Consider the following 14,699-nt stretch of genomic DNA (forward strand, 5'->3'; position numbering starts at 1 on the left):
TTGCTTTATAAATTAGAAGACTGAATGATTCTATCCACTCGATTTACTATCCTATCGCCAATAAAACCCCTCCACTGGCACATGAACCTCCTGAAAACAGCACTAAACAAAGCCTTCCCAATGAGTTCAAGAAGCACTAGATACGTTTTTTCTTTGTTATTTTACCCCCGCGATTCCGTATCATTGAACGAGTTTTGATGGAGAATTGCGAGTAATTACCCGCTTAGTTCCGTCTTGATTGCGTAATAAATTAAATTTAACATATTGAAACTCCTCAGACTTCAAGTTCGAATGAAAAGATTCAATCACCGCATTGTCCCAACAGTTTCCTCTACGCGGCATACTGCAGACAAGGTCGCGCATATGACGTGTAAATACTTCCTTGATCTGAATCCACAATCACACCTTCAGCTAATTTGTTGTATAGAAAAAGCACCTACAATAAATTCGTTTTCTTCAGCTGTATAAATCCATCCTTTGATCGATGCGCTATTTTGTAGTTCACTAATATTCATTATTAATTAGAATAGCAGATAATAAAAAAATAATAATGGAGGAAGAACAAAAAAATTATTAAAGTAAAAAAGATTTAAGTAACAGAGGGCAATGCTGAGTAAATGGGTGATCGTTTTGCAGGTCATCGTGCCAACAGAGTCAAACCAGCACCTTCTTATATTATCGATAGCCGTCAAGAGCTTTATCATATGCGTAGTCAAAAAAAGTATTTTGATGCGTCAGTAACTTGAAAGGTAGAACATAACGCCCGATTTATAGAAGTTATTAAATAGGGCGTTTCTGCTTATGCTTTTGTTCTTAGAGTGCCCTGCACCTATCAAAATGGTAATCATCATTTTTTACTGTGACCTGTTTTGGATCAATAGGTCCTTTGACAGTTGAGACATTTTCAATATTCATGTAATATGTACTCATAAATGATAATGATAATCATTATCATTTATGAGTATGATGTGTAGCTATTAGTCTATTGTTATCCTGTAAATTCTTAATTTTCTTTTTAATTAACAGGAAGGTATATCATATGTCAGCAACAAATTTGTTTCCATTTACTTCTTATATGAGTCTTTCTAATTAGGAAGACTAATTTTTTTGGCGGTAAATGATAATAGTTATCATTCACTAGTGAAAGGCTCTATGAAAGGATGGTAAATTACATGCAACAGGTTGCTAAACAGATTGCAGAAAATGCAACGTTTCAGGCGTTTATGAATTGTTATATACGAGAAGTGAGTAGCGGACACTGGGTCAAAAAGGAGGAGTGGATAAAAGAACAGCGACTATCTATCCTGATTACAGATGCACATATGTTAGAGCTTGAGTTGCCGATGCAAAACACCCGTTTTGCATTTGGTGTGGAATACAAATCTCTTGTTGGAAGACATACATTTGGTGTCGCGTTGAAGTATTGTACGAAACAAAAACAATGGCTTCTTGAAGATAAATTAACGATACTCATCACGCTCATTCAAGAACTACATTTAATGGCTAAGGCAGATGGATGTTCTGAACTTTCTTCCTGTTTTGATGAACTCATTCTTCGCATAATTGAGAGCTATCAAACGATGGCAAATTATATTGAAAAGAGTTTGGAAGATAAGAAACCAAATGGAGCTAACGATACGTTTATTGAAGCTGAGCAGTCTCTCTTATTTGGACATTGGCTTCATCCGACACCTAAAAGCAGACAAGGGATGGCAAATTGGCAACAAACGAGTTTTGCTCCAGAGCTACAAGGTTCTTTCCAGCTTCACTATTTTCGTGTCGACCGTAAAATTGTGAAAGAGTCCTCTGTATTAGAAAGAAGTGCGAGTGAACTCATTTCTCAGTCTTTAACAAAATCACAACCTGATTTTGTTAAGTCAGAGAAGGATTGCCTCATTCCGATGCACCCGCTTCAAGCACAGTGGCTCTTACAGCAACAGTATGTAAAAAAAGCAATTGCCGAAGGATTGATAAAATACGAAGGTGCGCTTGGAGCATTTTATACAGCAACCTCTTCGATAAGAACGGTATATAGCTCAAATGAGGAAATGATGTATAAGTTTTCAATTCCAGTCAAAATAACGAATTCATTGAGGGTAAATCGAACTCATGAACTAAAAGCGGGAATTGTTATGGCTCGGTTGATGAATAAGATTGATTTCTTACAGAACCATTCATCTTTTCAGATGATTGATGACCCAGCCTATATGACTGTAGAGTTTCCAAATCAGACGGAATCAGGGTTTGAAGTTATTTTTCGCTCAAACATATTTCCTAAAGGACATGATGAAGGAATCTGCATGATCGCTGCTCTTGTTCAAGAGCCTCTGCCAAAAGAAAAATCGAGACTGTGTCAGCTCATCATGAAACTCTCTCAATCAGAATTCCGCTCATTAGAAAGTGTAAGTTTAGATTGGTTTAAAGCCTATTGGAAATGTGCTATTGAATCATTATTAAGGTTATACGATGAGTATGGGATAGCTCTCGAAGCACATCAGCAAAATAGTGTGTTAAACATTTCTTCAGGTTATCCAACTACTTATTATTATCGTGATAACCAAGGATATTACTTATCAAAAACGTATAAAGAAGAACTTCTTTCAATAGAGCCTTCTCTACATGAAACAGAAGAGCTATTTTACGAAGATGCCCTTATTCATGATAGATTTGCCTATTATTTGTTTATGAATCAATTATTTCCCGTTATTTCCCGATTTGGAGCAGATCGGCTAGTCGATGAAAAAATTCTTTTGAAGTGGTCTATCGATCAACTGCACTTATTAGAAAAAGAATTTACAGGTCACGGGAAGGCATTTGTTCGTAACATTCTAAAACAAGAAAATCTTGCGTTCAAAGCAAATTTACTAACAAGGTTTCATGATGTAGATGAACTAGAAGCCGAGCTTGAACAGGCGGTATACACGAAAATTCCAAATCCGTTTGTGCTTCAGTATGAGGAGGCAGAATATGCAGCAGCTACAGCCTTTAGCTTCTAAACAAGGAGAGCTACGTGTAAGACGGCAGCTTGTGGAAGCAATGATTTTTGAAGGATTAATCAAATATGAAGAAACTCGTCTAGATAAATGGACTTCAATCCTTACTCTTGTTGGACAGAAGTACACCTATCGTTGTGAAGGCCGAAGAATGGCATTTGATCGCATCCGAATAAAGGGAGATAGCATTTTTCAAGTAGGAAGAGATGAAACTTTACTAGAGGCGACGCTTGAGGATCTAGTAGATGAATTACTTTCGACTCTTAGTGACAAAGTTCGATTACTGAAAGAACTTTATTTAACGAGTAAGCTTTGTGAATGGAATGATCGTCATCTACAAATGCCAATGTCGAGAAGAAATTCGAGTTATGAAGAATTAGAATCAGAAATCATTGAAGGACATCCATATCACCCTTGTTATAAATCAAGAACCGGTTTTACAATCGACGACCATAAAGACTACGGCCCTGAGGCAAAGCAATCATTTACCCTCCAATGGGTTGCAGTGAGAAGAAGCTACGTACGAATCACTGTTCTTGAAGAGGAAGAGAGTTTTTGGAAAAGAGAGCTAGGGCATTTGATGTGGGAAGGCCTTCTTGCAAAGCTTGCAGTATTCAATGGAACATATGAAGAATATACGTTTTTACCGGTTCATCCTTGGCAGTGGTATAACCTGAAACATGAACTAGCTGAATTAATTGAGCAAAAAGATCTAATTCCTCTAGAAGTGAAAGGAGATTACTATCGGGCATCCCAATCGGTGCGAACATTATGGAATTTTTCAAATCCTGAAAAGGCGCAATTAAAATGCTCGATGAATATGGTGAATACCTCTTCATTACGAAATTTGCATTCTCATGCTGTTTGTGCCGCTCCTCATATTTCAACATGGCTTAAACAGGTGATTCAATTAGACTCCTATTTACAAAAAGAAGCGTCTCTTATTGTACTGGAAGAATATGCAGGGATTATTTTTGAACCGAATGCAAAAGAGCATAGCAAAAAATTAGAAGGTCAGCTTGGCTCGATATGGCGAGAAAGTGTGCGCTCGTATATGAAGGATGATGAAGAAGCGGTACCATTTACGGTGCTAATGATGATGGAGAAAGATGGGCGTCCGTTTATAGATGATTGGCTTTTCCGATATGGAACGGAGAAGTGGGTAAAACGCTTGATCGAAGTGAGTGTTATTCCTGTGTGGCACTTGCTTGTCGCTCACGGTATTGCTGTTGAGGCCCATGCGCAAAATATGATTTTATTACATCAAAATGGCTGGCCGACTCGGGTTGTACTGAGGGATTTCCATGACAGTATCGAATATACTGAAGAATTTATTGCAGACAGAAGCCTCATTCCAGACTTTGAAACGATACACGAACGTTTTAAAGATGCACCTGTCGATCATTATTATTGGATGTCTTCTGTAGAGGCTTTACGAGAGTTAGTGATGGATACATTATTCGTGTTTCATTTAAGTGAACTATCTAATTTGCTAGAAGAGCAGTATGGATTTGCAGAAACATGTTTTTGGAGTCAAGTTAGGGACGGAATACAAAAGCACTTTGAACGGTTTCCATCATTATGCTCAAGAAATGAACAGCTTCAGCATACTAACATACATATTTATGTTGAATCTTTGTTAACAAAAAAACTTCGAAATCAAGAAGAAGGTAACTTTCGACATATCGTCAGCAATACATTGGCGCAAGCGAATAAGAAGGGGAAATGATGATGTTTTATGTCAATGATCAATTTTATACAGTAGAAGATATAGAGAAGCAATATGAAATATATGAAAGTTTATCTCATCTAAGAGAGTGTAATAATCGCAGACTAGCAATTTGTACGGATGATACTTTCCAATATATAGCTCTTTGTTTATATATTCGCCAAAAAGGTGGATCAGTCGTCCCAATCCATTCAGCGACGCCAAAAGAGGGAGCTGTGCGGCTTGCTTCTTCAGCAGGTAGTCATCTTTTGTTGTTCCAATCGATCGATTCTTTCATCGAACTATCAAATCATTCCAATAACCAAGAAGGAGTATTAATTCAAATGAGTTCAGGTACAACAGGAGCTCCGAAATGTATTGAACGAACGTGGAGTTCAGTGGAAGAAGAGATTGAAAGCTATGTGAAGACATTACCTGTCGATTCCTTGACAAATTCTGTTGTCGCTTGTCCAGTTACTCATTCTTATGGATTCATTTGTGGTGTCTTGGCCTGCATAAGAAGGGGAGCAAAGCCGGTTATTATTACGAATAGTAATCCTAAATATATTCTGAAAAAGCTAAAAGAATATCCTAAGCACATACTCTATGCGGCTCCAGCGTTACTTTATACATTAAGTCGATTATTGCCTATTGATCAACAATTTGATCGTGTGATGACGTCAGGAACTGTGATGCCGCATAGTTGGTTGACATTATTAAGAGAGAAATCTCGCCAAGTATTACAGCAGTATGGATGTTCTGAATCCGGGTGTGTTGCGATTCACCCTAATATGGAGGATCCGAAAGAAATGGGCTATCCCCTTCCTCATGTGAAGGTGACAGCTGGTGACAAACAAACACCGAGCGAAATTATCATTGAATTGTCTTCACAAACGATTTATACAAAAGATCTTGGCTATATAGAAGATAATGTTCTTTCTTTTCTTGCAAGAATGGATGACACGATTAATGTAGCAGGCTTGAATGTGTATCCGCTAGAAGTTGAAACCGTGTTAATGGATGACCCAAGAATAGTCGAAGCGGTCGTCTATAAGAAACAAAACAACCTATCAGGAGAGAGAGTATGCGCACAATACGTATCTACTGAACCAATCGATAATATGGAACTTAGAGAATGGTGTCGGAAATTTCTCGCTCCACATCAAATTCCGATGGAGTTTGTATTTGTTCATGAAATTGAAAAACTGCCAAATGGAAAGGTAAGTAAAAAAAAACTTGGAGGCATACCAGTATGACGAGACAACAATTAATCAAGGGCATCTATGACATTATGGAAAATTCATTAGAGTTGCAGACACTGTCTTCTTTTAGTGAAGATGCTCGGTTAAATGAGGATTTGTATATGGATTCAATTATGGTCCTTCAACTGATTCTTCATTTAGAGTTGGATCTTGGCATTTCCATTCCCGATGAGATTCTCGTTCCTAAAGATTTCAAAACAGTAGGAACACTAGCAAGCTTTCTAGAAAAACAGCAAAAAGTACAATAATCGGAGGGGAAAAATGATAAAAGTACATTGTTTTGTAAGCTGTGTTTGTGAAGTTATTAAGAAAACGAAAGGCGTTGATCATAGGCCCTACTATTTTGGGGTATGGGATGCAGATTTTGATGTGCTCGATAATGGAGTGCTAACATATCACTCAGATCGAATTGATCATCATTTCTTTCAAACATGGTATGAAATGCTCTATGGAATCAAGCTTTACAAATGGTATGACGAAGAACAATCAAAACAAGAAAATATAAACAAGCTGCTAAGGTTATTAGAAAATAAATCTCCACATCAACATGTGATGGTGATGCTGGATTTATCGATGCTTCCAGAGCGAGAGAATAAATTTCATCAACGTCCATTTCCACATTATGTGATGCTAGAATCGACAGAAAATGAAGCAGAGTGGTTTATGTATGATCCTGATTTTCGCTGGGAAGGGATTTTGCCGAAGGAGAGGATTATAGGTGCAATCCAAGAGCCAACTGTCGGTGGTGGCTATTACTTTGATTCAGAGACAATTATTGCTCCAACTACAGAGGCAGTTGAAGCCTATTTTAATACATGTATAAAGCTTCATTGTAATCCGGTGACAGACGCAATTACCGAGATTATTAAAGATTATACCGTAGGAAAAGAAAAAGAAAGTATGTCAAAACTTCCAACTGCATTAAAACAATTGCCGGTTTTAGCGATTAGAAAGTATGCATATGAACATGCATTCGCCTATTTTTGGGAAGCTCTTGGACGCGATGAGGAAGGCTTTGAAACTTGGTGTGATGAAATTGAGCGTCTAGTGAATGGTTATACAACGATTCACTATCGAGCGATGAAACTTGCGATGACGCAAGATTTGTTATTAGCTGAAGATATTTTTGCGAAGTTAGAAGAACAAAATCTCCTTGAGTTCAAGATTAAGCAAGGATTACAAGATTGTTTTCAAGCATGGTTGACATTACAGCACAGGAAAGAGGTTGTACTATGAAACTATCTATCTGTACGATCTCGTTTCGGCACCATCTCCACTCGATTGATCAATTAGCTCACTTTGCAAAAACTCAAGGTTTTCAAGGAATCGAGCTCTGGGGTGTTCATGCAAAGAACTTGGCAGATGAACTTCATTATGGAGCAGATTGGCTAAGCTCCTACGGTTTGGAAACAAGCATGCTTAGTGATTATTTGCCATTAGAAGCACCAATTTCTGAGATGATGGCTGAAACAGAAAAGTTATCTTCACTTGCAAAGCGCTGGGGAACGAATAAGATTCGTACATTTGTAGGAAAACAGGGCAGTTCAGACACGAGTAAGAAAGAAAGGAAAGAACTGATTTCCAGGCTCAGAATGCTCTGTGATTATCTTGAGTCAAAAGGACAAGATTTGCTTGTTGAAACTCATCCGAACACATTGACAGATAATCTACCTTCAACGATGCAGTTACTCGAAGAAACGAATCACTCAAGCCTACGAGTGAACTTTGACGTTTTGCATATATGGGAATCAGGGATAAACCCTATTGTCGCCATGAAGCAACTTCGTCCTTATATCTCACATTTCCACTTTAAAAATATTGCCTCACGTGCACAACTTGGTGTTTTTTCTCCAAACAATGTTTATGCTGCATCAGGGTCTAGAGAAGGGATGGTCCCATTGTTTGAAGGTGCAATTGATTATGATGAATTCCTAGCAGGAGTACTATCACTGAAGGAGGTAGATGCGTCATTGGAATGGTTCGGATCAAATGTGAAGAGCGTATTAGCAAAAGATGTTCAGGAGGTTAAGAAGGCGTTGCAGTTGGTGCAAGTATAACGTAAGTTTGTTTAAAATATATATGAGAATCGCTTGATTCAATCTAAATTTAGTTTTTGGTACCTATGTAAGAAATATTCATGAATGTTTGCTAAAAAGATCCCTTTTGTTGAGATTAACAAAAGGGATTAGGAGTCTAACGAGATAATAGATGGATGGTCTTTTGCGTAATATGGAAGTTTATCTAACAAACTCTGTGTAGACAGTTACATATAAAGCAACGTTGTCCGATTTTGTGGCAGGGTTGCTTTATAAATTAGAAGAATGAATGATTCTATCCACTCGATTTATCATCTCTATCCTATCGCCAATAACCCCTCGATATATGGTACTCCAGAAAAATAACACTAAGCAAAGCCTTCCCAAAGAGTTCGAAAAGCACAAGGTATGTTTTTTCTTTGTTATTTTAGCCCCGCGATTCCGTGTCATTGAACGAGTTTTGATGGAGAATTGCGAGTAATTGTTCGGCCATATAATCCGGTGAATATAAGAATTCGCTGTCTATCCAAACAGTAATCATCCCCCAAATTGCGTATGCCTGGTAATTGGCTAACATCTTGATGTTGATTTTTGTGTGTATGGTTCTATTGGAAATGTCTTGAAGGACAAGTTGTGATAATTCGTTGCAGACACGGGCTTGTAAACCTGCTAATATATTTGATTTTCCTAGTAATGTATAAAAATTGGCGTTAGTAGCCACGTGTTCGAATATTTTAATGGCTGAAGCAGTAAGCTTGCTGACTTCGAAAACAGTCAGACTTTCATAAGGTGCACGGTATGATGTGATTAAATCCTTCATGACTTCATCGATTATTTCTTCCAACAGTTCTTCTTTGTCTGGGTAGTGTTTGTAAAATGTTCCCCGATTAAGATCGGCAAGTTGGACAATATCTGTAATTGAAATATGTTTGAAGTCTTTTGATTGCATTAAGCTTAAAAGCGCGTTTTTTAGTGCTACTTTTGATTTTCGAATTCTTCTATCCACGCTTGGTGGTGTAGTGGACATTAGTAAACCTCCTCATTTTTTTTTGATAAACGAACAAAATTCGGATAGATTGTCTAGTAATCAACAAGTTGATGTTGATTTGCCGATTGAATGAAGTAGCTTGAATTGATTATACTATAATTGAAAGATATTAAACATCTGTTCATTATCGTAATTGTGAAAGCACATTCAGTTAAAAATAGGAGGGAATAAAATGAAACTTCAAGACAAAGTAGCGGTTGTAACAGGGGCTGGTTCAGGCATGGGGAAAGCAATAGCTACGCTCTATGCGCAAGAAGGGGCAAAAGTGGTTGTGTCCGATATTAACGGTGATTCTGCTAATACGGTGGTAGAAGAAATTAAATCAAATGGTGGGGAAGCCATTGGTGTCGTTGCGAATGTTGCTAAAGAAGAGGACATTCAAAATTTAATAGACACAGCTGTCAGCACGTATGGCACGGTTGATGTGTTGGTGAATAATGCGGGTATCATGGACAATTTTGAAGCCGCGGGTGATATTGAAGATGACAAATGGGATCGAATTTTTGCGATAAATACGACGAGTGTTATGCGTTCAACTCGTAAAGTATTGCCGATCTTTTTGGCGAAAGAGCAAGGCGTGATTATTAATATAGCTTCAGCAGGGGGATTATACGGTGCTCGTGCGGGTGCAGCATACACAGCTTCTAAGCATGCTGTTGTTGGCTTTACAAAAAATACGGGCTTTATGTACGCTAAGCAAGGCATTCGTTGTAACGCCATTGCACCAGGGGGAGTAGAAACGAACATCGGAGCTTCGATGACATCCATCAATGCGTTTGGGATGGGACGTATTCAACCGGGACTAGCAATTAATCCGCGTACGGGCAAATCTGAAGAGATTGCGAAGGTGGCATTGTTCCTAGCTTCAGACGATTCGAGCTTCGTCAATGGTACGGTCTTAACGGCAGATGCAGGATGGACCGCTTATTAAATGAAATATAGGTACCTGGATCTGAAACGACTCTAAACCGTTTCGGATCCAGGTATTTTTATTAGTAGCGGTTTATGGAGACTAAATTTCAGGTGCAGGGAGTCGTACCATAAGTAAGTGATATTTTTGCTTTAAATTTTTCAAATTAGATATGAATACAAAAATAAAGCCGATTTTCTGAGCAAACAGAAAATCGGCTTTTACAAATTTTTATGTACTTCAAGTTATATAATTTTCTAAGATTTTATATTGAATCAGGAAACACAGAATCGTCTATTCGGCATAATTATATTTACTTAGGAAAAAACTAAGAAAGTCTTAAGAATTGGTGTGCGTGTTTGTTAAGATTTAAATAGTATCATATCCTTATACAGATCCTATAGGGGTGATCACATGAGCCTAAAGAGATGGAGGAATGAATGTAGTTGAACATTTTGATTTGTGATGATGATAAAGAAATTGTAAGAGCGATTAGCGTTTATTTGGAAAATGAGGGATATCAAGTATTCAAAGCTTACAATGGGATAGAGGCAATCGATCTTATTCGAGATCACGTTATTCACCTAATTATTATGGATATTATGATGCCAAAAATGGATGGGATTACGGCGACGATGAAGATTCGACAAGATAATATGATTCCGGTAATTATGCTTTCTGCCAAGTCTGAGGATTATGATAAAATACTTGGATTAAATATCGGAGCAGATGATTATATGGCCAAGCCGTTTAATCCATTAGAACTTGTGGCTAGAGTGAAATCGCAGCTAAGAAGGTATACGACATTCGGGAGTCTTGAGGCGAGTAGTTATGTACTTCAAACGGGCGGGCTCATGATTGATGATGAACAGAAAATCATTACCGTTGATAAACAAGAGGTCTATTTGACACCAGTGCAGTATAAAATTTTAAAGCTTCTCACAGCAAATGCTGGGAGAGTATTCACGATTGAAGAGATTTATGAAAAGGTATGGAATGAAAGGGCTATTAATCCAGAAAATACGGTTTCGGTTCATATTCGAAAGATTCGAGAAAAAATTGAAATTAATCCGAAAGAGCCGAAGTATTTAAAAGTTGTATGGGGAGTTGGGTATAAAGTTGAGAAATATTAGTCATGCACTCATTACGAAAGTGGTTGTGTTTCTGATTGCCATCGTTTGTTTAACTGGTGCAGCGAAGGCAATTATCAACATGGAATTTAATGAGGTTCATCTAAGTAGTATAAATCAAGATAATTATTTTGAGAGCCGAGTATTTGCTGATGAAAGTTACGATCTTATTACCTCTTTAACGCAATTAATCGGAAAGTATAAAAGTGAAGAATATATTTTAGGTGGTAAGGCACTGACTAAAGAAGATAGACGAGGAATTGAAAACGAGTTATTCAATGAATTTCATTACAACGGATATGATTACGACTTAAGTGAAGGGGACAATAAGCGCATCTTTAAAGAAGAATATGCAGATGACATCAATCGTAAAAAAGATGAACGCATGAAAGAACAGGTAAGAGAATTTTATCGGTTACTCAGCACACTAGAAGCATATGAAGGAAGCGTGTATTATGCGAGTGATGGTGAACATGTATTCTCCAATAGTGAACTAAATAAGAAAGAGCAATTTGAATCATTTGGTGCATATATGCTATTTGAGGATTATCAACAAAAGCTTTATCCAAATGAAGTGAAAGAAAGTCAATACCTCGATTACTTTACACACAATGTTGAAAAGTTGAATCCACAAAAAGACGTCATTTTTGTGGCGTTTAAAGAATCTTTCTTACAACAAAAAATGCAGGGATGGGAAAAAGACAAAGCGATTGCCAAAAGTTTTCTTAATGAATTAATTGTATTTCTAGCAGGATTTATTTTATCTTTTGTTTATCTAATCATGGTTATTGGAAGAACGTCATTTAAAGATAAAGAAATTCATTTTCATGTCATTGACAAACTATATAATGATCTCAATATTGTGATAGTCGTTTCTTTAACAGCGATGTGGATAGCAATGATTGTTGAAGTGTTGCACGATATGCACACGCTTCTCACGGCACCTATTTTTATCATTGCCTTACTGATGATTTTATCGCTCGTAAAGCATATCAAAAATAGATCATTACTTCAGCATACACTCATCTATCAAATTCTCAAAAAGGTTTTTCTTTCGGTGAAAAATGTATTTGATAGTGGCAGTATAGGTGTAAAAACTGTGCTGCTTGTCATCGGTTATCCAATAGTAGTTGCAGCAACGTTTTTCATGTTTCCCGTTACCATTGGTCTAGCTGCCTGGTTTGCGATGAAAAAGGTGAAGTCATTTAACCGCATTAAAGAGGGCGTAGAGCAAATTAAGAATGGGGATATTCATCATCGAATTGAAGTAGACGGAAAAGGGGAGTTTAGCCGACTCGCAGCGAATATTAATAGTATTAACGATGGGTTAAAAAAGTCAGTGGATAGTGAGATCAAGAGCGAGCGTTTAAAAACAGAGCTCATTACAAATGTTTCGCATGATATCAGAACGCCATTAACGTCAATCATTACGTATGTCGATTTATTAAAAATAGAAAACGACCCTGAAATAATTGCAGAATATGTAGACGTGTTAGATCAAAAATCGAAAAGACTCAAGCTCTTAACGGATGATTTATTTGAAGCGGCTAAAGCGTCAAGCGGAAGTATGCCTGTTCAGTTAGAACGAATTGATATCGTATCATTACTAACTCAAGGAATAGGAGAGATGGATGAAAAAATTGAAGCGTCATCATTAGATTTTAAGTTAGCTCACCCAACAGAAAAGGTGTATGTGAAGGCTGATGGTAAACTCCTATGGCGCTCCATCGAAAACTTATTCTCGAATATTTTTAAATACGCACAGCCTGCATCAAGGGTCTATATTGATGTTGAAGATTTAGGGAATGAAATACTCGTGACATTTAAAAATATTTCGGCATATGAATTAAATATTTCAGTCGATGAACTAATGGAACGCTTTAAACGAGGGGATGAATCTAGATCAAGTCAAGGTAGCGGATTAGGGTTGTCGATTGCTGAAAGCCTGATTCACATCCAGCTCGGACGGTTCTTAGTTCAAGTAGATGGCGATTTATTTAAGTCGATGATTTATCTACCGAAATTTCCAAATGAATAATGTAGCAAGGGAATAGGACATGAGAGTGTCCTATTCTTTTTCTGTGTATAGATGTAGCTAATAAAAGTGATAGAGATGTTGTTAAAGAACTTCAACGTTCTTCAAGTTTAAAAAACATGCTTATGCTAGAGAATTAGAGGATTGCGGATATTTAGAAAGAATACTGAAGGTAAGTATTGATGTGCAAATCGAAAATAATAATCAAATTGTAAAAGTATCTTATTCATGTGAAATGGACAAGGTACTTTTTTTCATGAAAAACCGCACTTAGCCACATCACGGAGAGCAGTATCATAAGTAAGATAATTAAAAAATTACCCATTTCATTTGGCCGTCACTTGATTGAAGACATTCACACTGTCTATTTGACAGGGGGTAGCTCAAATGGAATCAACTTTTGAAATTTTTATATAACTATTTTTTCTTCGATTTCATGGATGTATGAATTTAAAATACCAATTTGCTCTTCTAATTTTTTCTTATGCTGAAATAAAATTGCTTTAGTATTCATATCTTCATATTCTAAATTTATATTTGAAATGCTTGCTCTTATATCTTCAATCGACATTCCTAGATGTCGGAAACATCTTATTAAATTAAGGATTTCAATGTCTTTATCATCAAAGGTACGATGTTCTTGTTTATTTCTTTTTATTGGAGGAATTAAATTTATTTTTTCATAATATCTGATCGTGCTTGAAGGAATTTGAGCTAATAGGCTAGCTTTTTGAATAGAATACACAGCACGTCCTCCTTGACTTAAAGTATGGTTTAACCTTTAAGGTTCATAGTATCAAACAAAAAGGAGCATGTATAATGAAAAACATTTTAGTAGTTGTAACTAATATTTCTAAATATCCAAATCTGGAACGTGCAACAGGATTATGGTTAGGAGAAGCTGTTCACTTTGTAGATGAGATGGAAAAAGAGGGATATAAAATAGTTTACGTTAGCCCTAAAGGTGGATATACATCGATTGATCCACACAGCTTACAACCAGATCAAATGACTGAATTAGATTGGCAATATTATTCAAACGATGATTTTTTAAATAAGCTAGGTGCTACTTTATCGGCAGAAGATGTTAATCCTGAAGATTATGATGCCATCTATTATACAGGTGGACACGGTGTAATGTGGGATTTCCCTAATGATGAAAAGTTACAAAACATTGCTAGTAAAATATATGATAATGGCGGGATCGTCTCTGCTGTTTGTCATGGTACTGTTGGTTTATTAAATATTAAAAATGCGGCAGGTAACTATTTAATTGCCGACAAAAAGGTTGCAGGTTTTGCAAACACTGAAGAAATCGCACTTGGATTAGATAAAATAGTTCCATTTTTAACAGAAGATGAACTTGTTAACAGAGGAGCCAATTACGTGAAAGGCGAAGACTGGGCAGCGTTCGCTGTAGTTGATGACCGTGTTGTCACTGGACAAAATCCAGCATCAGGTGGTGCAGTTGCCAAAGGGGTATTAAAATTATTGAAATCAGCACGATAATATAACACTCGAGCTTCTGAAAAAAGCACTTCCTTGATCATTGATTGATCAAGGAAGTGCTTTTTTTT

Annotated in this window: 13 protein-coding genes and 1 pseudogene; 11 read left to right on the forward strand and 3 right to left on the reverse strand. The window is 36.9% G+C overall.

The genetic code is table 11. The features are described from left to right. Positions 1–264 precede the first annotated feature (264 nt). Positions 265–418: pseudogene (locus ACP8HG_RS17655) on the reverse strand (IS3 family transposase); the annotation flags it as partial. 199 nt (positions 419–617) lie between these two features. Here ACP8HG_RS17655 and ACP8HG_RS17660 point away from each other — a divergent pair. The 7 genes from ACP8HG_RS17660 to ACP8HG_RS17690 all read left to right on the forward strand — a co-directional run bounded on the left by ACP8HG_RS17660 (position 618) and on the right by ACP8HG_RS17690 (position 8,020). Further along, a complete protein-coding gene (locus tag ACP8HG_RS17660; RefSeq protein WP_438297423.1) occupies positions 618–746 on the forward strand; it encodes a hypothetical protein in 129 nt (42 codons plus the stop codon). A 426-nt stretch (positions 747–1,172) separates the two neighbouring features. Then, positions 1,173–2,996 carry an IucA/IucC family protein gene (locus ACP8HG_RS17665; RefSeq protein ID WP_438297425.1) on the forward strand — a complete coding sequence of 608 codons (1,824 nt, stop codon included), beginning with the start codon at positions 1,173–1,175 and terminating at the stop codon, positions 2,994–2,996. Next, a complete protein-coding gene (locus ACP8HG_RS17670) occupies positions 2,968–4,722 on the forward strand; it encodes an IucA/IucC family protein (RefSeq protein WP_438297427.1) in 1,755 nt (584 codons plus the stop codon). The genes ACP8HG_RS17665 and ACP8HG_RS17670 overlap by 29 nt, the downstream gene beginning before the upstream one ends. Further along, a complete protein-coding gene (locus ACP8HG_RS17675) occupies positions 4,722–5,957 on the forward strand; it encodes an AMP-binding protein (RefSeq protein ID WP_438297429.1) in 1,236 nt (411 codons plus the stop codon). Before ACP8HG_RS17670 ends, ACP8HG_RS17675 begins: the two co-directional genes overlap by 1 nt. Then, the gene (gene asbD / locus ACP8HG_RS17680) at positions 5,954–6,211 is read left to right on the forward strand and encodes a petrobactin biosynthesis protein AsbD (protein ID WP_187046403.1); all 258 of its coding nucleotides are present in this window, start codon (positions 5,954–5,956) and stop codon (positions 6,209–6,211) included. Before ACP8HG_RS17675 ends, asbD begins: the two co-directional genes overlap by 4 nt. 13 nt (positions 6,212–6,224) lie before the next feature. Continuing rightward, positions 6,225–7,199 carry a DUF6005 family protein gene (locus ACP8HG_RS17685; protein WP_438297431.1) on the forward strand — a complete coding sequence of 325 codons (975 nt, stop codon included), beginning with the start codon at positions 6,225–6,227 and terminating at the stop codon, positions 7,197–7,199. Next, a complete protein-coding gene (locus ACP8HG_RS17690; protein ID WP_187046405.1) occupies positions 7,196–8,020 on the forward strand; it encodes a sugar phosphate isomerase/epimerase family protein in 825 nt (274 codons plus the stop codon). The genes ACP8HG_RS17685 and ACP8HG_RS17690 overlap by 4 nt, the downstream gene beginning before the upstream one ends. Positions 8,021–8,426: 406 nt before the next feature. Here the strand turns inward: ACP8HG_RS17690 and ACP8HG_RS17695 are convergent, their stop codons facing one another. After that, a complete protein-coding gene (locus ACP8HG_RS17695) occupies positions 8,427–9,026 on the reverse strand; it encodes a TetR-like C-terminal domain-containing protein (protein WP_438297433.1) in 600 nt (199 codons plus the stop codon). Positions 9,027–9,219: 193 nt separating this feature from the next. On the opposite strand from ACP8HG_RS17695, the gene ACP8HG_RS17700 reads away from it, so the two are divergent. From ACP8HG_RS17700 to ACP8HG_RS17710, 3 genes are all read left to right on the forward strand, one after another. Continuing rightward, on the forward strand, positions 9,220–9,978 hold the full coding sequence (locus ACP8HG_RS17700; protein ID WP_438297435.1) for an SDR family oxidoreductase: 759 nt from the start codon (positions 9,220–9,222) through the stop codon (positions 9,976–9,978). A gap of 425 nt (positions 9,979–10,403) precedes the next feature. Continuing rightward, positions 10,404–11,090: a response regulator transcription factor gene (locus ACP8HG_RS17705; RefSeq protein ID WP_067204501.1), complete on the forward strand. Its 687-nt coding sequence runs from the start codon at positions 10,404–10,406 to the stop codon at positions 11,088–11,090. Then, on the forward strand, positions 11,077–13,125 hold the full coding sequence (locus tag ACP8HG_RS17710; RefSeq protein WP_438297438.1) for a histidine kinase dimerization/phospho-acceptor domain-containing protein: 2,049 nt from the start codon (positions 11,077–11,079) through the stop codon (positions 13,123–13,125). Before ACP8HG_RS17705 ends, ACP8HG_RS17710 begins: the two co-directional genes overlap by 14 nt. A 406-nt stretch (positions 13,126–13,531) precedes the next feature. Here the strand turns inward: ACP8HG_RS17710 and ACP8HG_RS17715 are convergent, their stop codons facing one another. After that, positions 13,532–13,867: a MerR family transcriptional regulator gene (locus ACP8HG_RS17715; RefSeq protein ID WP_187046409.1), complete on the reverse strand. Its 336-nt coding sequence runs from the start codon at positions 13,865–13,867 to the stop codon at positions 13,532–13,534. A 74-nt stretch (positions 13,868–13,941) separates the two neighbouring features. Between ACP8HG_RS17715 and ACP8HG_RS17720 the strand changes: the two genes are divergently transcribed. Then, positions 13,942–14,631 carry a type 1 glutamine amidotransferase domain-containing protein gene (locus ACP8HG_RS17720; RefSeq protein ID WP_342539424.1) on the forward strand — a complete coding sequence of 230 codons (690 nt, stop codon included), beginning with the start codon at positions 13,942–13,944 and terminating at the stop codon, positions 14,629–14,631. Positions 14,632–14,699 lie beyond the last annotated feature (68 nt).

Origin of the sequence: Sporosarcina sp. FA15, assembly GCF_051550195.1 — a bacterium.
Classification (GTDB): Bacteria; Bacillota; Bacilli; order Bacillales_A; family Planococcaceae; genus Sporosarcina; species Sporosarcina psychrophila.

Excerpts from the sequence above, each read along its gene's own strand:
- ACP8HG_RS17660 (WP_438297423.1), top strand. The coding sequence starts at position 618 with ATGGGTGATCGTTTTGCAGGTCATCGTGCCAACAGAGTCAAACCAGCA.
- ACP8HG_RS17665 (WP_438297425.1), top strand. The coding sequence starts at position 1,173 with ATGCAACAGGTTGCTAAACAGATTGCAGAAAATGCAACGTTTCAGGCG.
- ACP8HG_RS17670 (WP_438297427.1), top strand. The coding sequence starts at position 2,968 with ATGCAGCAGCTACAGCCTTTAGCTTCTAAACAAGGAGAGCTACGTGTA.
- ACP8HG_RS17675 (WP_438297429.1), top strand. The coding sequence starts at position 4,722 with ATGATGTTTTATGTCAATGATCAATTTTATACAGTAGAAGATATAGAG.
- asbD (WP_187046403.1), top strand. The coding sequence starts at position 5,954 with ATGACGAGACAACAATTAATCAAGGGCATCTATGACATTATGGAAAAT.
- ACP8HG_RS17685 (WP_438297431.1), top strand. The coding sequence starts at position 6,225 with ATGATAAAAGTACATTGTTTTGTAAGCTGTGTTTGTGAAGTTATTAAG.
- ACP8HG_RS17690 (WP_187046405.1), top strand. The coding sequence starts at position 7,196 with ATGAAACTATCTATCTGTACGATCTCGTTTCGGCACCATCTCCACTCG.
- ACP8HG_RS17695 (WP_438297433.1), bottom strand. The coding sequence starts at position 9,026 with ATGTCCACTACACCACCAAGCGTGGATAGAAGAATTCGAAAATCAAAA.
- ACP8HG_RS17700 (WP_438297435.1), top strand. The coding sequence starts at position 9,220 with ATGAAACTTCAAGACAAAGTAGCGGTTGTAACAGGGGCTGGTTCAGGC.
- ACP8HG_RS17720 (WP_342539424.1), top strand. The coding sequence starts at position 13,942 with ATGAAAAACATTTTAGTAGTTGTAACTAATATTTCTAAATATCCAAAT.